A 17,616-nucleotide genomic window follows, 5' to 3' on the forward strand; every position below is an offset into this window, starting at 1 on the left:
CTCTAAATTTTGGACGAAGAACTATATAACATCTTTCGTCTTCTGCCAATCAATTTTATTGTTTGGCGAGCGATTGCTTATTTTGCAAGTAATCACTTTAAATGTGGCAGGGCTACCTGGATTCGAACCAGGGGATGGCGGCATCAAAAGCCGCTGCCTTACCGCTTGGCGATAGCCCTACAATGATTCTTTCGAATCTAAATAATGGTGCGGAAGGAGAGACTTGAACTCTCACACCTTGCGGCGCCAGAACCTAAATCTGGTGCGTCTACCAATTCCGCCACTTCCGCACAAATCTGTAGTCTTCGTTGACAATTGGTACTCAACGAGACGTTGTTCTTTATCTCTCTTTTAACAAAAAGAAAGAATGGTGGCTACGACGGGATTCGAACCTGTGACCCCATCATTATGAGTGATGTGCTCTAACCAGCTGAGCTACGTAGCCAAATTTCCTGTTCCTTTTGACAGTAGCGACTGCCTTGAGAACGGAGCGCATTATGCTGTTCAGACCGAAAGTCGTCAACACTTTTTTTGAAGATTTAGAGTAAAACGGAGCGTTCGGGTTTTTTTTAATCAAAGCAATCTATTTTTCATCAATTAGTGACGTTAAGTCCGCCACTAGCTAAGTCTAAAAAGTTGAAACTACAGTGATGGAATAATGTGTAAGTGCACTATTTTACTTAGCAATGCCGTAGAATACTATTGTCATAGTGAGAGGTAGTGGAGTTAAGCAAAAAATGAGGTTTGAATCTTTTGACTCAATGTATCAGCGGGCGTGTGACCGTAAAGGTGGGCAAGCCGCACTTGAGTCGTTGTTACCACCATGTCGTACGCCAGACGAGTTGATCGATATTGGTGACGATCGATATTTAGCTCAGTTTACTAAATCGATCTTCCAGTCAGGCTTTGTGTGGCGAGTGATCCACAACAAGTGGCCCTCATTTGAGGAGGTGTTTTGGCAGTTTGATGTGAGTAAAATACTGTTAATGCCCGACGATATGCTCGAGCGTAAAGCGCAAGACCCCAAAATTGTCCGAAATTTTAATAAAGTGAAGACCATTCCAGCTAATGCAATGATGATGCGTTCTGTTCAGCTTGAACACGGCAGTTTTGCTGAGTTTATCGCCAATTGGCCAGAAGATGAAATCGTCGAATTGTGGTTGTACCTTAAAAAACATGGTCAACGTCTTGGGGGTAATACAGGACCATACGCGTTAAGGCAGTTAGGAAAAGATACTTTTGTATTGAGCAGTGATGTCGAAAGCTATTTGCGTGCTCATTCCATCATAGAAGGTGGCCTATACAGTCAGAAAAGCCTTCGTGCTACTCAGCAAGCCTTCAACCACTGGCGAAGTGAGTCTGGCAGGAGCTTGTCGGATATCTCTAGGATCATTGCCTATGGTGTCGGCGACAATGTGGTGTTGGCGGATTAGTTACTGTTTAGAGTATAAAAAAGCCCTCTGGCAGAGGGCTTTTTTGAGATTAAACGTTAAAGCGGAAGTGAATAACATCTCCGTCTTTTACGATGTAGTCCTTACCTTCAAGACGCCACTTACCCGCATCTTTAGCGCCAGACTCACCATTGTTAGCGATGAAATCGTCATAGCCAACCACTTCAGCGCGGATAAAGCCTTTTTCAAAGTCAGTATGGATCTTACCTGCTGATTGAGGCGCAGTGGCACCAATTGGAATCGTCCACGCGCGCACTTCTTTTACACCCGCTGTGAAGTAGGTTTGAAGGGTAAGCAGTTCGTAACCAGAACGGATCACTCGGTTAAGGCCTGGTTCTTCAATGCCCATATCGGCAAGAAACTCTTCACGATCTTCGTCGTCAAGCTCAGCTAGCTCAGATTCAATGGCTGCACATACGGCAACAACAACGTTATTTTCGTTGGCGGCGTATTCTTGTACTGCGTCTAAATATGGATTGTCTTCGAAGCCGTCTTCGTTGACGTTAGCGATGTACATGGTTGGCTTCATGGTGAGAAAGTTTAGGTAGCCGATAGCCGCCAGCTCTTCTTTTGCCAACTCAACAGTACGTGCCATGCCACCTTCGGTAAGGATAGGAAGCAATTTTTCTAGAACAGAGAGTTCGAATTTCGCGTCTTTGTCTTGGCCTTTGGCTTTTTTCGCTGCACGCTGCATTGCGCGCTCACAAGTATCAAGGTCTGCAAGAGCCAGTTCTAGGTTGATCACTTCGATGTCTTCAATCGGTGATACTTTACCTGACACGTGCACGATGTTGTCGTTTTCGAAACAGCGTACTACGTGGCCAATGGCATCCGTTTCACGAATGTTGGCCAAGAACTTGTTGCCTAGGCCTTCACCTTTTGACGCACCCGCAACCAATCCAGCAATATCAACAAACTCCATGGTTGTTGGCAGGATTTTTTGTGGGTTGACGATTTTCGCGAGTGCATCAAGGCGTAAATCGGGTACAGGTACCACGCCTGTGTTTGGTTCGATAGTACAGAACGGGAAGTTCGCCGCTTCGATACCTGCTTTAGTCAGTGCATTAAAAAGGGTGGATTTACCTACGTTTGGTAGGCCCACAATGCCACATTTGAAACCCATGATAGTAACCTTATTGTATAAAACGATTATTCTGCTTTGAAAGTATGCAGGCGATTTTGCGCTTTTGCTAAGCCATCTTTAATTAAGATATCTAAACTTCGCACCGCTTCATCGACTACAGCATCTAAGCATTCTTGCTCTTTGATTGGGGCTTTACCTAACACATAGCCCGCAACGCGATCTTTGTGTCCAGGATGGCCAATACCAATACGCAAGCGATAAAACTCTTTGTTGTTGCCCAAGCGGCTAATGGTATCTTTTAGACCGTTATGCCCACCATGACCCCCGCCTTTCTTAAACTTTCCAACTCCAGGTGGAAGGTCCAACTCGTCGTGAGCCACCATAATTTCTTCTGGTTTAATTTGGTAAAACTTCGCAAGTGTCGCAACGGCTTTGCCAGACAAGTTCATAAAGGTCGTTGGGATCAGCAGACGCATGTCATGGCTACCCATCTGGATACGCCCCGTTAACCCAAAAAACTTAGGTTCGTTCTTTAAGGTCACATTATGAACTCGAGCCAACTCTTCTACGACCCAACCGCCAGCGTTATGTCTGGTTCGGGTGTATTCTGGCCCAGGATTGGCTAATCCAACCAACAGTTTAATTTGCTCTGACACTGCGGACTCCAAATAAAAAAAGCGCCGTATGATAGCACAGAAAATAAAAAAGGACCGACTTCGATTTAGAAGGCGATCCTTTGCGGGTATATAACTACTCTCATCAGCGGGATTGCACAATCCTGTTTACGATTTCCGCAAGTCGCCGTGAAATCTTCCGTGATGGCTCAAACACGGCGTCCATGCCATCTATGCGAACAAAGAGGGCTTGCTCCAATCGTACACAGAATTGAGCTTAGATCTCGTACTGTAGAGTAATTAGTTAAACATAGCCGAGATAGATTCTTCGTTGCTGATGCGACGAATGGCTTCTGCCAACATGCGAGACAGGCTTAGTGTAGTGACTTTACCTGTTGCCGCCATCTCTTTAGACAGGCTAATTGAGTCGGTCACGATCACTTGGTCAAGAACAGAGTTTTTAATGTTGCTTGCTGCATTGCCAGAGAATACTGCGTGAGTTGCGTAAGCAAATACACGCTTAGCACCGCGTGCTTTTAACGCTTCAGCAGCTTTACACAGTGTGCCACCAGTGTCGATCATATCGTCAACGATTACGCAGTCACGGCCTTCAACGTCGCCGATTAGGTTCATCACTTCAGACACGTTAGCGCGCGGACGGCGCTTATCAACAATCGCAATGTCGATATCGTCGAGTGCTTTCGCGGTAGCACGAGCGCGCACAACGCCACCTAGGTCTGGAGAAACCACTACTGGGTTTTCTAGGCCACGTGATTGCATGTCTTCTAGCAATACTGGAGTACCAAAGATGTTGTCTACAGGCACATCGAAGAAGCCTTGAATCTGTTCTGCGTGCAAGTCGATGGTTAGTACGCGGTCAACACCGACATTAGACAAGAAATCCGCCACTACTTTTGCAGTGATAGGCACACGAGCAGAACGAACACGACGATCTTGGCGCGCGTAACCAAAATATGGGATTACAGCAGTAATACGGCCAGCAGAAGCGCGACGCATTGCATCAATCATTACTACCAATTCCATTAGGTTGTCATTGGTTGGTGCACAAGTCGATTGAATAATGAATACATCACTACCACGAACGTTTTCGTTGATTTGAACAGCGACTTCGCCGTCAGAGAAACGGTCGACTACAGCATCACCAAGTGAAATGTAGAGACGGTCAGCAATACGTTGAGCCAGTTCAGGGGTAGCGTTTCCAGCAAAAAGCTTCATATCAGGCACGGTAAAAAACCTCAGGGTTGCGTACAGATTGTTTGAGTTAAGTGTAGGCTTGTTGGTACTTAGCCAGTGTCACATTGAGTGGCGAAAGATTAACTCCTTTAGTAACAAAGGATTGGCAATCTTTGGTGACATTTTTTTGCAACTCCAGTGCCTTTGCACTGTCGTCAAATTCCGAAAAAACGCACGAACCGGTGCCAGTCAATCGTGACGGCGCGTATTGTAGCAGCCATGAAAGTTGCTTATCAACCTCTGGATACAGTGAACGGACTATTTTTTCGCAATCGTTTTCGTATGGGGTTTGATTTAGCTCCTCCCAAGTCCGTTTTGGCGTGTTTCTGGGAAGATCTTTGTGACTAAAAATGTCTGCGGTAGAAATATGCACATTGGGGCGAACAACCAAATAGGTTTTTTCGATAGGGGAGACGGGAGTCAGTTTTTCACCGACGCCTTCAGCAAATGCAGCAACACCTTTTATAAACACCGGAACATCGGCACCCAATTGAATGCCAATCTGTTGTAATTCGGTGTTACTCAAATTGAGTCCCCACAAAAAGTTCAGTGCCACTAATGCGGTCGCTGCGTTGGACGAACCGCCCCCAATGCCCCCGCCCATAGGCAGAGTCTTAAACAAATGTATATGCGCTCCAAGCTGACAGCCTGTGTGTGCTTTCAGTGCCATAGCCGCTCGGTAGATTAAATTGTCCTCAATCGCTAGATTCTCAATAGCCGGTGCTAAGGTCACACTGCCGGAGTCATTGGCTTGAATATCGAGCTTGTCACCGTGTTCGACAAACTGAAACAAAGTTTGCAGATTGTGGTAGCCGCGTTCGTTTTTACCAGTGATATACAGAAATAAATTAAGCTTTGCGGGTGATGGCCAATGAGTAAGATCGAAAATTGGGGTCATGATAACTACTCTGAGATTGTCCACTTGGAAACTGAGACAATCAATTTGGTTTGTTGGTGGTTGAGTTTCATATTCTGCGGTAGCGTAAACTGCTGGGCTTGAGTGTATTCGGTGTAGTCAACCGTCCACTTGGCGTCACTGGCGGTAGTATGAGTCGACTGCAAGTAGAATTGAGGGTTCAATGTGAATGCATCATTGGCTCCAGGTAAGCCAATGATCCAGTTATCAAAATGTTCTATCGGAATGTCTAAACCGGTCAGGTTTTTGATTAGATAGTTCGCATCGAGGTGAGAAAATATGTCACCGTCGCTATTTTCTACCCGTGCATAGCGAGGCGTGATCGTTAGTGACATGACTTTTGTACCCAAAAACGTAAACAAATTGAGTTCGGTTTTATCGGCGCTTTTCGACCAAGTGAAATTGAGACTTTGACGCTGACTTGGGTCGATGTAACCCAGTTTCCCACTGGCTTGATAGTGGGTGAGCTGAAGCAACTTTTGTTGATGCTCTTCCCAACTACTCACAGGCTCAAGAGGCTCTTGAGTGGGTTGTTGTCCAAGTTGAGAACAAGCAGTAAGAAAGGCCAATGCGCAAAGTGTGACTATCCGTAGTAGCGATTTCATGGGGTAAACCGAGATTCCATAGCAATGTTTTTCAGCGCAAACTATAGCATTATTACAGCGATTAGGCTCAAACAAATCGCTTAAACGCTTTCTTTAGCACCGCCCATCAAGTAACATCTGCGATTGAATTTTTGCAAGGTATTACTCTTTTCGTTTATGCCGCTTTTAGTAATTGGTATCAATCACAATACAGCCCCCGTAGAGCTTCGCGAGAAAGTGGCTTTTTCTGCGGATGCTTTGGATGTAGCGTACGCATCGTTAAATGATGTGCCCCACGTGATTAGTGCCATGATCTTATCGACCTGTAATCGTACCGAGTTGTACGTGGAAAGCTCGAGCGAATGCTCAGACGCGATCATTGACTGGTTGGTCTCTTTTCATGAGCTCGATATGTCGAGCTTACTGCCATCGCTGTACAGCTATAAAGAAGACCAAGCGATCACTCATCTTATGCGAGTGGCGTGTGGGTTGGATTCTTTAGTGCTGGGCGAGCCTCAAATCCTCGGGCAGGTAAAACAAGTATATTCACAAGCGATAGAGCACAGCGCACTGGATGGTACTCTCGATAAGCTTTTGCAAAAAACGTTTTCAGTCGCTAAGCGTGTGCGCACCGAAACTGAAATAGGCAGCAGTGCTGTTTCAGTTGCCTATGCGGCTTGTAATTTAGCGAAGCACATTTTTGAATCGTTAGCCGACGCCTCTATTTTATTGGTAGGCGCTGGTGAGACCATTGAATTGGTCGCAAAGCATTTGCATGACAGTGGCGGTCGGAAAATGGCTGTCGCAAACCGAACCAAAGAACGCGCGCAAGGGCTAGCAGATAATTTTGGCGCTCGAGCCATGTCGTTAAGTGATATTCCTAATCATTTAATGAATGTCGATATAGTGATCAGTTCAACCGCAAGCCAGTTACCTATTATTGGTAAAGGGATGGTGGAAGATGCACTTAAAGCGCGTCGTCATAAGCCGATGTTGTTTATTGATATCGCAGTACCGAGGGATATTGAATCGCAGGTTGCCGATTTAAACGACGCCTATTTATATACGGTGGATGACCTTCAGAGTATCATTGATAAAAATATGCAGCAGCGCCGTTCAGAGGCTGTGCGCGCCGAGGCCATTGTAAAAGAAGAATGCGCTGCATTTATGGAGTGGCGGCACTCTCGTTTAGCGGTAGACAGTATCCGAGACTATCGTTTATCTGCCAATGACGTTCGCGTCGAACTGCTGGCAAAAAGCCTGAGCGCACTGCAGTCGGGAGCCGCTCCCGAAAAAGTGCTGGTCGAACTGAGCAACAAGTTAACCAACAGGTTAATTCATGAGCCGACCAAAGCGCTGCAAACTGCGGCACAATCTCAACAATTCGATAAACTTGGAGTGATACGACAAACTCTAGGTTTAGATGACAATTAGCACACCGAGCCTGGTACTGGTATCCCACCAGCTGTTTGGTATTAATCAAAGAAAAGACCACTATGAAAGACTCTATACTCGCAAAACTGGAATCGCTTGTTGAACGCTACGAAGAAGTTCAGCACCTGCTGGGCGATCCCGATGTGATCGGCGATCAAAATAAGTTTCGTGCTCTATCAAAAGAGTACTCGCAGCTTGAAGAAGTCACCGCTTGTTTCCAACAATATCAGCAAGCACAAGAAGATCTAGACGCAGCCAAAGAAATGGCCAATGAAGACGATCCTGAAATGCGTGAAATGGCTCAAGAAGAGATCGCCGAAGCGAAAGGCACCATCGAATCGTTGGCAGCTGAATTACAGATTCTATTGCTACCAAAAGATCCGAATGATGAACGTAACTGTTTCCTTGAGATCCGCGCGGGTGCGGGTGGTGATGAAGCGGGCATTTTTGCCGGCGACTTGTTCCGTATGTACTCTAAGTTTGCAGAAAAGAACGGTTGGCGTGTCGAAGTCATGAGTAGCAATGAGTCTGAGCAAGGCGGCTACAAAGAGATGATCGCTAAAGTGAGTGGCGACGGCGTGTTTGGTACCTTGAAGTTTGAATCTGGCGGTCACCGCGTGCAACGTGTGCCTGAAACAGAATCTCAAGGCCGTGTACACACTTCTGCGTGTACGGTTGCTGTTATGGCTGAAGTGCCAGAAGCTGAGCTTCCAGAAATCAAAGCGGCTGACCTGAAGATTGACACGTTCCGTGCATCAGGAGCTGGTGGCCAGCACGTTAACACCACTGATTCTGCCATTCGTATTACCCACTTACCGACAGGTACAGTTGTAGAGTGTCAAGATGAGCGTTCTCAACACAAAAACAAAGCCAAAGCGATGTCGGTACTGGCCGCGAGAATCACTCAAGCTGAAGTGGAAAAGCGTGCCGCTGAAGTGTCGGACACTCGTCGTAATCTATTGGGCAGTGGTGATCGCAGTGACCGAATTCGTACATACAACTACCCACAAGGGCGTGTATCGGATCATCGCATTAACTTAACACTGTACCGTCTGTCTGAAGTGATGGAAGGTGATTTATCTGCGTTGATTGATCCTGTAGTGACAGAGCACCAAGCGGATCAGCTTGCCGCTTTGTCTGACCAGCATTAATCGTTAGCGATGCAACATTTTGCGTTATCGGCCAACTCAACGGTTGAGTTGGCTTTAGAAAGTGCCACACAAGCTTTGCTGGAGCATTCCGAGTCCGCAAAGCTCGATGCGCAGGTTTTACTCTGCTTTGTGCTTCAAAAGCCTCACAGTTACTTGTTCACATGGCCAGAGAAGTCACTCACTAATCAGCAAGTTTCTCAATATAAGTCGTTAGTGAATCGCCGAACCCACGGTGAGCCTATCGCGTATATTGTCGGTACGCGTGAGTTTTGGTCTCTAGAGTTGGAGGTTTCGCCCAGCACATTGATCCCAAGGCCCGATACAGAGCGCTTAGTTGAATTGGCTTTGGATAAAACCACCGATGGCCAGGCAATTTTAGATCTTGGGACAGGGACTGGCGCTATCGCATTGGCCCTTGCATCAGAGCGTCCACAGTCGTCAGTGACTGGGGTCGATTTTCAACAACCCGCAGTACTGATCGCAAAGCAAAACGCTCGCAGACTTGGCATAAAAAATGCTGAGTTTAAACTGAGCGATTGGTTTTCGGCCGTTGACAATGACACTCGATTTTCGACCATAGTATCTAATCCACCGTATATTGACCCAGCGGACCCCCATTTGTCTGAAGGCGATGTACGTTTCGAACCGGTAACGGCGTTAGTGGCAACGAATGAGGGGTTATCAGACCTGCAACATATTGCCACCCAAGCGCGGGGATATCTCACTGAAAAGGGTTGGTTGCTTATGGAGCATGGCTATGATCAAGGTGAGAAAGTTCGAGAATTTTTGAACGATTTGGGGTACAGCCAAGTGTGCACAGAGCTGGACTATGGTGGTCGAGACCGTGTCACGCTTGGGCAGTGGACGACCGCATACTCAATGGATTAACGACCGAATCAATAAGGATGAATATGTATTTTGCTGCAAAACACGCTCACTTATTTTTTATACTTCTTAGCGTCACACTCTTTGTGATTCAGTATGTTCTTAAAGTGAGAAAGTCGCCATTGCTGGAGCATCGATTTTTTAAAATTGTTCCTCACGCGGTTAATGGTGCCCTAATTGTCTCTGGGTTGACTATGTTAGCGGTGACCGGTTATATGCCGTTTACCGAAGGCTCAGCCTGGTTGACCGAGAAGCTCACCTGTGTATTGGCCTACATTGCGTTAGGGGTATTTACCATGAAAATTGCGGCTAATGAAGGGCTGCGGGCGTTTGCGTTTTTTGGTGCCTTAGGGTGGTTAATAATGGCGGCGAATGTCACTATTTCCAAAACACCAATGTGGTTTTAATTTCGCTGTTATTCAGCACCAGCAGTTGAAGTAAGAGGTAACTGTGTTCGATCTATTTGACGATGATTTAGACCAGATGGAATTGATCGAAGGCGCATTAGCACTAAACTGTGCGGTTAAGCCTTCTGTAGACAAAATAGATGTCATGCGACAGCTTGGCGAATTATTCATTGAAGCCGAAATGAAATTGGCTCACGAACCGAACGAAAAGCTTCGATTTGAATCGCTGCTACGCCTTTTCTATAACGAATGGGGTTTTAAAGGCGATCAAGAGTCATATTTTTCGTCTGATAATGTCTTTGTCGACAAGGTTTTAGAGCGTCGACAAGGTATTCCAGTTTCACTGGGAGCAGTATTACTGTTTCTGAGTAACAAGTTGGGTCTTCCAGTCTCTGGCGTCACTTTTCCAACGCAATTTATTTTGCGCGTTGACTGGCCCGGACAAGAAACCAAATTTATTAATCCGTTCGATGGCGAATATGTCACACGTAGCACCTTAAAAGCGTGGATGATTGGTCATGATGGCCCCCTTGCTAAAGTGGCCGAAAAAGACACTCAAGCCTCAGATAACCCAACAGTAGTAGGCCGTTGGCTTGCGGTAATGAAAAGCGCATTACTGCGCGAAGAAAGCTTCACACTAGCACTTCGCTGCTCAGATATTGCGTTAACGCTTGTGCCCGAAGATCCATACGAAATCCGCGATCGCGGCTTTATCTATCAGCAACTAGAGTGCCACTCAGTAGCGGCAGAGGACTATCGATTCTTTATTGAACAGTGTCCCAATGATCCAGCCGCTGAGGTATTAAAGCTTCAAGTTAAAGTTTTTGATGAAAGCCCAACGGTGCTGCACTAGATTTCGGCTACACTAGTTCCTTATTGATTATCGGTCGTTTATTACCTTATTTAGACGTTTTGTTAGAGAGAACCCCATGACCCAAAAAACAGTCAACATCGGCAATATTCCTGTTGCTAACGATAAACCATTTACTCTTTTTGCTGGAATGAATGTCCTCGAGTCACGCGATTTGGCGATGCAAATTTGCGAACATTACGTGAAGGTGACCGATAAGCTTGGCATTCCATACGTGTTTAAAGCGTCTTTTGACAAAGCGAATCGCAGTTCTGTCCATTCGTACCGTGGCCCTGGTATGGAAGAGGGATTGAAAATATTTGAAGAGCTGAAGCAGACATTCGGCGTGAAAGTGATCACCGATGTACATACCGAAGCGCAGTGTCAACCTGTGGCCGAAGTGGCCGATGTGATCCAGTTGCCTGCATTTTTAGCTCGTCAAACTGATTTGGTTGAAGCGATGGCAAAAACAGGTGCGGTGATCAACGTTAAGAAACCTCAGTTTATGAGCCCTGGGCAAGTAGGCAACATCGTTGATAAGTTTGCAGAGTGCGGTAATGAGCAAATTATCTTGTGTGAACGTGGTTCATGCCTTGGATACGATAACCTAGTGGTAGATATGCTGGGTTTTGGTGTGATGAAAAACGTGTCTGGTGGCAGCCCAATCATTTTCGATGTGACTCACTCACTGCAAATGCGTGACCCTTCAGGCGCGGCTTCTGGCGGTCGACGCGAGCAAACGGTTGAATTGGCAAAAGCGGGTCTTGCAACTGGGATCGCTGGTTTGTTTATCGAAGCTCACCCTGATCCAGACAAAGCACTGTGCGATGGTCCTTCAGCTCTGCCACTTGATAAGCTTGAGCCATTTTTGGCACAGATGAAGACGCTTGATGATTTGATCAAAGGATTCGAGCACATCGATATTAAATAGTCGTACCGACAGGACTGAAACTTTTAAGCGAGGCTCATTGATTGAGCCTCGCTTTTTTTGCTGCAATGGAGTGCGGCAAACCTCTTTTACGCAGACATGACCGTGTTTCGACCAGATTCTTTGGCGTTATAGAGCGCCATATCTGCTTTGGCGATGGCGTACTTTAATTGGCTATCAAACGGTTTTCCGTGCCAAAAACCAATGGATAGGGTTACCGATGAGCCATGCTCGAATCGCTGTTTCTCACATTGCTGCTTAAGGTAATGACTGAAGAGTTCAACGCTCGCTTTGTCTGCATTGGGCAACACAATTAAAAATTCTTCTCCACCATAGCGGATCGCAGTCGCACCTTCAGGTAGCGCTTGCCGTATTAGCGAACCGAGCTTTTGTATGACATCATCACCGACATCGTGACCAAACTTATCATTAATCGATTTAAAGTGGTCGATATCTGCAATGATGACCCCCAGTTGGCTAAATTCTCGTACCTTGGGTAATACGGTATATCTCAGGTAGTGACGATTATTCAAGCCGGTTAAAGCGTCGGTCTCACTTAACTGTTTTAGTTTTCGAGATGAACGCGTTAATGCCAGTGACTGGCGGCGAACTTGTCGTTCTTGTTGGTAACGACTTTGAACCTCTTTTTCTCTTCGAAATGAAGCCAGAGCGCATATGATCATTGTGGTGATCACAATCGAGATATGGTCGGATTCTTTATTGTAATCCATGTCTAAAAGTCGTGGGTAAAGGAAAATAAGGTAGGGGATTAAAATTGTCACCATACTGGTTAAGCTGAGGCTAAATCGCATGCGAGATAATGTGCCAAGATAGAGCATAATGAGCATGACACCGCTTTGATAGTTGTTATTTCCCAAGTCAATCGCGATATACCCAACCAAGTTAACTAACCAACCCGCAAAAATGAAAAACACCATCTCGATCGCTTCTAAGTACTTTGATTCCCTTTTAACCGATACATGTAGCGACGTGGCAGCAACGATAACAAATAGAAATCGTGTGATGACAATGTTAAGCGAGTCATGACCCAAGGTTTGATAATCAAATATGGCAAATGCTGCATAAACCACGAGAGCAAACTGAGTATAGTGAATGTAAGGCTTATAAATTTTGAGAAATACGAAATGGCGGAAACGTAGCTCTGAAAAATGGCTCATAGATAGATATGCGCGAGGGATTTATTGGTATGATATTCTGTTTAATTAGCTGTGTCACTTCATCGCGTAATAAATCTGTTAAGTCGAGCAGGTATTGTTGTACAGTGTCACCCGTGAACTAAACGTTTGCGTGTGAGTTAGTGAACAAAAAAAAAGTTTGCTTGGCAGATAGTTAGGTTTAAATCAATTAACCCGATTACACTATGTTTATCGACACACGCCCCGTTGTGAGTCGTAACACAGTTTTCGTATGTTGAATCAAAAAAAATAGGCGAGATAATGAAGGAACATAAGTTTTTAAAAACAGCAGTAGCCTCTATGCTACTTGCCACCCTTGCAGGGTGTGCATCTCAAGGACCAGCCTGGGAAGAAGATAAAACCTACCAATTAACTGTTTTGCACACCAATGACCACCATGGTCGTTTTTGGCATAACAGATACGGTGAGTACGGCATGGCAGCTCGTAAGACCCTGATCGACTCAATTCGCGCTGAAGTCGCTGCATCAGGCGGTGAAGTATTGCTGCTATCTGGTGGTGACATCAATACTGGTGTTCCTGAGTCAGATCTGCTTGACGCAGAACCCGACTTTAAAGGCATGACCATGATTGGTTACGATGCGATGGCTATCGGTAACCACGAGTTTGACAACCCATTGCACGTACTCGACATGCAAATGGGCTGGGCAGACTTCCCTATGCTCTCAGCAAACATTTACGATAAAGAGACAGGTGAGCGTAAATACCAAGCGTATCAAGTATTTGAAAAACAAGGCATCAAGATCGCCGTTGTCGGTTTCACTACAGCAGATACTTGGAAAATTGGTAATCCAGAATACATCGGTGGTTTGGAGTTCCGCGCGCCTGAAGATGAAGCCAAAGTTGTTTTGGCTGAAATCGAAGCCAATGAACAAGCCGACTTAGTTTTTGCTGTGACGCACATGGGTCACTTTGCCGATGGCAAACACGGTGGCAATGCTCCGGGTGACGTTACCCTTGCACGCTCACTTGAGCCAGGCCAGCTAGACCTTATCGTTGGTGGTCACTCTCAAGAGCCAGTTTGTATGGAAGGTGAAAACCGCGTTGCAGACTTTAGCCCAGGTGACGAATGTAAACCAGACCAACAAAATGGTACGTGGATTGTTCAGGCGCATGAGTGGGGCAAATACGTTGGCCGCGCTGATTACGAGTTCCGCAACGGCGAATTGAACCTTGTTAGCTACGACTTGATCCCTGTAAACCTTAAGAAAAAAGTAACGGTCGATGGTGAGTCACAACGTGTATTCATCCAAGACGAAATTGCCGCCGATGCAGAGATGCAAGCGTTCTTACAGCCTTATCAAGACAAAGGTCAGGCTGAGCTAAACGTTACCATTGGTACTATCAACGATACCTTGGTGGGTGAGCGCGCGATTGTTCGTTCTTCACAAACTAACTTAGGCCGTTTGATCGCAACCGCACACATGGAACGTGCTAAAGCTGATTTTGCGGTCATGAACTCTGGTGGTGTACGTGCTTCTATTGCAACTGGCGATGTGACGTATAAAGACGTGCTAACAGTTCAGCCGTTTGCTAACGCACTGACTTACACCGACATGAGCGGTAAAGAAGTGCTTGAGTACCTAACTGCGGTAGCAACCAAAGAAAAAGACTCTGGTGCATTTGCCCAGTTTGCTGGCGTATCGCTTACAGTATCTAACGGTCAAATCAGTGACGTATTGATTGGCGGTATGCCGGTAGATATGGCTAAGACTTACCGCTTCACTGTACCGAGCTTTAACGCATCTGGTGGTGACGGATACCCGAAAGTGACAGGTCACCCTGGCTACGTAAATACTGGCTTTGTGGACGCGGAAGTGCTGAAAGAGTTTATTGAAACCAACAGCCCAATCGATGTTTCTAAATTTGAGCCAATGGGCGAGATTACGTACAAGTAATCAAACTTAGTAAAACAGCGTAATGACTAAGAGGCTAGACTTGTTCTAGCCTCTTTATTATTGTGAGTATTAAACCCAACCACACTGCTGCCATGACTCCTGCTGTTAATCTTCTTAAAAAGAAAAAAATCCCGTACTCACTGCACAGCTTTGAGCACGACCCAAATAGTCGAAACTTTGGTATGGAAGCGGCCAATGCATTAAATCTCGATCCTAAGTGCGTATTTAAAACGTTGCTTTTCTCACTAAATGGCGCAGCCAAACAACTGGCCGTTGCGATTGTCCCAGTGGATTCGTCACTGAATTTGAAGCTGGCGGCCAAGGCAGCAGGCGTTAAAAAAGCCGAGATGGCTGAGCCTACCATTGCCCAGGTGGTGACAGGGTATTTAGTGGGTGGCATTAGCCCAATCGCACAGAAAAAAGCGCTGCCAACCTTTATAGATGACAGCGCACTGGAATTGGAACAGATTTTGGTGAGCGGCGGTAAGCGTGGCCTCGATATACAACTGTCGCCGCAAGATTTGGCGGCCGTTACACGTGCCAGGTTTACGCCTCTTAAACAGAGTGACTAACGCTTAAGTCCAAGTGTACCGCTTTTACGTGGTCGACCCGGTGCTGAAGAGCCGTTGTCTGAACCTGGTTTGACGCCGTGGCGTCTTTTATTTGGATTCGATTTAGGTGCGTGCCTAAACTCATCGGCACCATGGCCTCTATAGGTCTTCTGGTTGCGCCTTGCCTTAGAGTTTTGGTTTTCTTCGCGGCTATCAAACAATTTAGCATCAGTAGCTCTACGAATACGTTGACCGGTTTGATCCTTCTTTGATGCTTCTTCTGTACCGCTAGAGCCTTCAACCAGTGACAAAATTTGTTTAACTTCTGCATCGGTTAAGTAACGCCATTCTCCATTAGGAATGCCATCGATGCTGATGTTCATAATACGCACTCGACGCAGTTTAAACACTTCATAGCCAAGCGCTTCACACATGCGGCGAATTTGTCGATTCAAACCTTGGGTAAGTACAATGCGGAAACTGTATTTGCTCTCTTGAGTCACCTTACACGGAAGTGTCACGGTGTCTAAAATAGGAACGCCGCGTGACATGGACTGAATAAATTTATCCGTGATAGGTCTGTCTACTCGTACTACATACTCTTTTTCGTGGTCATTACCCGCACGTAGGATTTTGTTGACGATGTCTCCGTCGTTGGTCAAGAAGATCAAACCATCAGACGGTTTATCCAAGCGACCAATAGGGAAGATGCGCTGCTTATGCCCAATGAAGTCTACAATGTTACCGGGAACGTCTCGTTCTGTTGTGCAGGTGATACCGGTTGGCTTGTTGAGAGCAATATAAATCGGTTTTGCCTTAGCTTTTAATGGCTTGTCGTCGATCAATACGGTGTCGTTATCGGTTACTTTAAGCCCCATCTCTGGCTTAATACCGTTCACAGTGACTCGACCCGCATCGATCAACTTGTCGGCTTCGCGGCGTGAGCAAAATCCTGTTTCGCTAATGAATTTGTTTAATCTTTTTTCAGTATGCATAGGTATCCTTTACGTTTCTCAACGGCTTGTTAGTTAGCCAAGACGCTTTTGATGGCGTTCGCGAGTTTCTTGCTTTTTAGCGTCGCTTTTTCTCAGCATTAAATAGAGTGCTCCGGTCCCACCGTGCTGCGGTAGAGCAGAGTGCGCACACATTACCTCAGGGATGTGTTCAAGCCAAGCAGCAAGATAACTTTTTATTAGTGCTGGTGGGTTTGAGTGATACCCCTTACCGTGAACAATGACCACAGTCCGAATATCAAGACGCATGCAGCGTTTTACAAACTCTATGACGTCATCACGAGCATGCTTAAGCGATTTTTTATGCAAGTCGAGTCTTGCCTGAATAGGGTACTTGCCTAATCGGAGCTTTTTATACACACCATCTTGTACGCCGTCTTTCTTATATTCGATAAGATCGTCGGGTTTGATCATCGGTGCATTATCGAGCGTGAGGAAATCGCTCAATGGCTCTGACTCTTTTACCGCAGCGGCTTGTCGAGCTAGCTGAGCATCGGTAATGCGAGATTTATTATCGTGGTTGGTGGTGTCTTGTTTGAGAGGGGTAACATCTCCCATCATTTGACGAAACAGATCTTCGCCATCTAATGCGTCATTGGACATGATTGGAATCTCAATGGATATTTTGTCCAATTATATTCAGAGTTGTGGGGAAATCCCAATAAAAAAACCGGAGCGATTAGGAAATCACTCCGGCAGCAACATACCCATTGCGAATTGATTTAGTGAGGAGATTTGTCACTCATAACTTTGTAAACAAAAAAGCCGAAAAAGAATATCATCAACGCGAACGCGCTAAAGATGACGAATATTGAAGAGAGGCCGACACTATTTCCAAACAGCTGGTCCATCCAAAAATCCATTTTCAAACCCTTGTAGAAAGTCAGAAGACAAGCACTAAATTAAGCTGATGATGCTTTTTTGTACTGATCTGGATCAATTGTTTTTCGTTTGTTGTGGATGTGGAAAGGTTGTAATAACAAAATGTTAAAGAGATCACTGTGGCGTTCTTGATGGGTTGCAGTCGTTAGGATAAAAAAAATGAAAAAAGGGTTGCATCGTTCACTCGAATCCGTATTATTGCGGCTCTCGAATGGCAACGGCCATTGTGAGACTGATTCGGTGAATAGCGCAGCTTGGTAGCGCATCTGGTTTGGGACCAGAGGGTCGGGGGTTCGAATCCCTCTTCACCGACCACCTTTAAAAAAGCCTCGCTAATATAGCGAGGCTTTTTGCTATCTGAAGTATAACAATTCAAACGTTAATGCGTCATTGGCACCGACAGCCCAGCGGGTCGGGTGCGGAAGCCCGCCGCGTACGAATCCCTCTTCACCGACCACCTTCAAAAAAGCCTCGCTATTTTAGCGAGGCTTTTTGCTTT

18 protein-coding genes and 4 tRNA genes are annotated in these 17,616 nt (G+C 45.8%); 10 read left to right on the forward strand and 12 right to left on the reverse strand.

Annotated features, from left to right (window positions below):
* Positions 1-104 precede the first annotated feature (104 nt).
* The 3 genes from ST37_RS12840 to ST37_RS12850 all read right to left on the reverse strand — a co-directional run bounded on the left by ST37_RS12840 (position 105) and on the right by ST37_RS12850 (position 445).
* Positions 105-179: transfer RNA gene (locus tag ST37_RS12840), tRNA-Gln, on the reverse strand.
* A gap of 26 nt (positions 180-205) precedes the next feature.
* Positions 206-290 (reverse strand) — tRNA-Leu (locus ST37_RS12845).
* 78 nt (positions 291-368) lie between these two features.
* Positions 369-445, reverse strand: a tRNA-Met gene (locus tag ST37_RS12850).
* A 292-nt stretch (positions 446-737) separates the two neighbouring features.
* On the opposite strand from ST37_RS12850, the gene ST37_RS12855 reads away from it, so the two are divergent.
* Complete coding sequence (locus ST37_RS12855; RefSeq protein ID WP_084886995.1) at positions 738-1,433, forward strand: DNA-3-methyladenine glycosylase I; 696 nt, start codon at positions 738-740, stop codon at positions 1,431-1,433.
* A 49-nt stretch (positions 1,434-1,482) separates the two neighbouring features.
* On the opposite strand, the gene ychF is transcribed toward ST37_RS12855, so the two are convergent.
* The 5 genes from ychF to lolB all read right to left on the reverse strand — a co-directional run bounded on the left by ychF (position 1,483) and on the right by lolB (position 5,924).
* On the reverse strand, positions 1,483-2,574 hold the full coding sequence (ychF, locus tag ST37_RS12860; RefSeq protein ID WP_084886997.1) for a redox-regulated ATPase YchF: 1,092 nt from the start codon (positions 2,572-2,574) through the stop codon (positions 1,483-1,485).
* 26 nt (positions 2,575-2,600) lie between these two features.
* Positions 2,601-3,191 carry an aminoacyl-tRNA hydrolase gene (gene pth, locus ST37_RS12865; RefSeq protein WP_084886998.1) on the reverse strand — a complete coding sequence of 197 codons (591 nt, stop codon included), beginning with the start codon at positions 3,189-3,191 and terminating at the stop codon, positions 2,601-2,603.
* Between the two features lie 258 nt (positions 3,192-3,449).
* Positions 3,450-4,394, reverse strand: a complete 945-nt coding sequence (locus tag ST37_RS12870) for a ribose-phosphate pyrophosphokinase (protein ID WP_084887000.1) — start codon at positions 4,392-4,394, stop codon at positions 3,450-3,452.
* 37 nt (positions 4,395-4,431) lie between these two features.
* Positions 4,432-5,301: a 4-(cytidine 5'-diphospho)-2-C-methyl-D-erythritol kinase gene (gene ispE, locus ST37_RS12875; protein ID WP_084887002.1), complete on the reverse strand. Its 870-nt coding sequence runs from the start codon at positions 5,299-5,301 to the stop codon at positions 4,432-4,434.
* A gap of 5 nt (positions 5,302-5,306) precedes the next feature.
* Complete coding sequence (gene lolB / locus ST37_RS12880; protein ID WP_084887004.1) at positions 5,307-5,924, reverse strand: lipoprotein insertase outer membrane protein LolB; 618 nt, start codon at positions 5,922-5,924, stop codon at positions 5,307-5,309.
* A 156-nt stretch (positions 5,925-6,080) separates the two neighbouring features.
* On the opposite strand from lolB, the gene hemA reads away from it, so the two are divergent.
* From hemA to kdsA, 6 genes are all read left to right on the forward strand, one after another.
* On the forward strand, positions 6,081-7,337 hold the full coding sequence (gene hemA, locus ST37_RS12885; RefSeq protein ID WP_084887006.1) for a glutamyl-tRNA reductase: 1,257 nt from the start codon (positions 6,081-6,083) through the stop codon (positions 7,335-7,337).
* A 62-nt stretch (positions 7,338-7,399) separates the two neighbouring features.
* The gene (prfA, locus tag ST37_RS12890; protein WP_084887008.1) at positions 7,400-8,488 is read left to right on the forward strand and encodes a peptide chain release factor 1; all 1,089 of its coding nucleotides are present in this window, start codon (positions 7,400-7,402) and stop codon (positions 8,486-8,488) included.
* A 9-nt stretch (positions 8,489-8,497) separates the two neighbouring features.
* Positions 8,498-9,376: a peptide chain release factor N(5)-glutamine methyltransferase gene (prmC, locus tag ST37_RS12895; protein ID WP_084887010.1), complete on the forward strand. Its 879-nt coding sequence runs from the start codon at positions 8,498-8,500 to the stop codon at positions 9,374-9,376.
* 23 nt (positions 9,377-9,399) lie between these two features.
* A complete protein-coding gene (locus ST37_RS12900) occupies positions 9,400-9,780 on the forward strand; it encodes a SirB2 family protein (RefSeq protein WP_084887012.1) in 381 nt (126 codons plus the stop codon).
* Positions 9,781-9,823: 43 nt separating this feature from the next.
* The gene (locus tag ST37_RS12905; RefSeq protein ID WP_084887014.1) at positions 9,824-10,633 is read left to right on the forward strand and encodes a SirB1 family protein; all 810 of its coding nucleotides are present in this window, start codon (positions 9,824-9,826) and stop codon (positions 10,631-10,633) included.
* 76 nt (positions 10,634-10,709) lie between these two features.
* Positions 10,710-11,561, forward strand: a complete 852-nt coding sequence (kdsA, locus tag ST37_RS12910; protein ID WP_084887016.1) for a 3-deoxy-8-phosphooctulonate synthase — start codon at positions 10,710-10,712, stop codon at positions 11,559-11,561.
* 86 nt (positions 11,562-11,647) lie between these two features.
* Here kdsA and ST37_RS12915 read toward each other — a convergent pair whose 3' ends face one another.
* A complete protein-coding gene (locus ST37_RS12915) occupies positions 11,648-12,736 on the reverse strand; it encodes a GGDEF domain-containing protein (protein ID WP_084887018.1) in 1,089 nt (362 codons plus the stop codon).
* A 279-nt stretch (positions 12,737-13,015) separates the two neighbouring features.
* Here ST37_RS12915 and ushA point away from each other — a divergent pair, with 279 nt between their 5' ends.
* Positions 13,016-14,671: a bifunctional UDP-sugar hydrolase/5'-nucleotidase UshA gene (ushA, locus tag ST37_RS12920; protein WP_084887020.1), complete on the forward strand. Its 1,656-nt coding sequence runs from the start codon at positions 13,016-13,018 to the stop codon at positions 14,669-14,671.
* Positions 14,672-14,763: 92 nt separating this feature from the next.
* Positions 14,764-15,243: a Cys-tRNA(Pro) deacylase gene (gene ybaK / locus ST37_RS12925; protein WP_084888123.1), complete on the forward strand. Its 480-nt coding sequence runs from the start codon at positions 14,764-14,766 to the stop codon at positions 15,241-15,243.
* Here the strand turns inward: ybaK and rluF are convergent.
* The 3 genes from rluF to ST37_RS12940 all read right to left on the reverse strand — a co-directional run bounded on the left by rluF (position 15,240) and on the right by ST37_RS12940 (position 17,098).
* Positions 15,240-16,223, reverse strand: a complete 984-nt coding sequence (gene rluF / locus ST37_RS12930) for a 23S rRNA pseudouridine(2604) synthase RluF (protein WP_172401015.1) — start codon at positions 16,221-16,223, stop codon at positions 15,240-15,242. The two genes, ybaK and rluF, sit on opposite strands and share 4 nt — an antisense overlap.
* Positions 16,224-16,250: 27 nt before the next feature.
* Positions 16,251-16,838: a DNA endonuclease SmrA gene (gene smrA / locus ST37_RS12935; protein ID WP_084887024.1), complete on the reverse strand. Its 588-nt coding sequence runs from the start codon at positions 16,836-16,838 to the stop codon at positions 16,251-16,253.
* 119 nt (positions 16,839-16,957) lie between these two features.
* Entirely contained in the window at positions 16,958-17,098 is a 141-nt protein-coding gene (locus tag ST37_RS12940) for a DUF3149 domain-containing protein (RefSeq protein WP_084887026.1), read from the reverse strand.
* Positions 17,099-17,355: 257 nt separating this feature from the next.
* Here ST37_RS12940 and ST37_RS12950 point away from each other — a divergent pair.
* Positions 17,356-17,432, forward strand: a tRNA-Pro gene (locus ST37_RS12950).
* The last annotated feature ends 184 nt before the right edge of the window (positions 17,433-17,616 follow it).

Source organism: Vibrio sp. qd031 (genome assembly GCF_002100145.1).
In the GTDB taxonomy this organism is placed as follows: Bacteria; Pseudomonadota; Gammaproteobacteria; order Enterobacterales; family Vibrionaceae; genus Vibrio.

Coding starts and splice junctions, on each gene's coding strand:
- ST37_RS12855 (WP_084886995.1), top strand. CDS start 738: ATGAGGTTTGAATCTTTTGACTCAATGTATCAGCGGGCGTGTGACCGT.
- ychF (WP_084886997.1), bottom strand. CDS start 2,574: ATGGGTTTCAAATGTGGCATTGTGGGCCTACCAAACGTAGGTAAATCC.
- ispE (WP_084887002.1), bottom strand. CDS start 5,301: ATGACCCCAATTTTCGATCTTACTCATTGGCCATCACCCGCAAAGCTT.
- lolB (WP_084887004.1), bottom strand. CDS start 5,924: ATGAAATCGCTACTACGGATAGTCACACTTTGCGCATTGGCCTTTCTT.
- hemA (WP_084887006.1), top strand. CDS start 6,081: ATGCCGCTTTTAGTAATTGGTATCAATCACAATACAGCCCCCGTAGAG.
- prfA (WP_084887008.1), top strand. CDS start 7,400: ATGAAAGACTCTATACTCGCAAAACTGGAATCGCTTGTTGAACGCTAC.
- prmC (WP_084887010.1), top strand. CDS start 8,498: ATGCAACATTTTGCGTTATCGGCCAACTCAACGGTTGAGTTGGCTTTA.
- ST37_RS12900 (WP_084887012.1), top strand. CDS start 9,400: ATGTATTTTGCTGCAAAACACGCTCACTTATTTTTTATACTTCTTAGC.
- kdsA (WP_084887016.1), top strand. CDS start 10,710: ATGACCCAAAAAACAGTCAACATCGGCAATATTCCTGTTGCTAACGAT.
- ST37_RS12915 (WP_084887018.1), bottom strand. CDS start 12,736: ATGAGCCATTTTTCAGAGCTACGTTTCCGCCATTTCGTATTTCTCAAA.
- ushA (WP_084887020.1), top strand. CDS start 13,016: ATGAAGGAACATAAGTTTTTAAAAACAGCAGTAGCCTCTATGCTACTT.
- ybaK (WP_084888123.1), top strand. CDS start 14,764: ATGACTCCTGCTGTTAATCTTCTTAAAAAGAAAAAAATCCCGTACTCA.
- smrA (WP_084887024.1), bottom strand. CDS start 16,838: ATGTCCAATGACGCATTAGATGGCGAAGATCTGTTTCGTCAAATGATG.
- ST37_RS12940 (WP_084887026.1), bottom strand. CDS start 17,098: ATGGATTTTTGGATGGACCAGCTGTTTGGAAATAGTGTCGGCCTCTCT.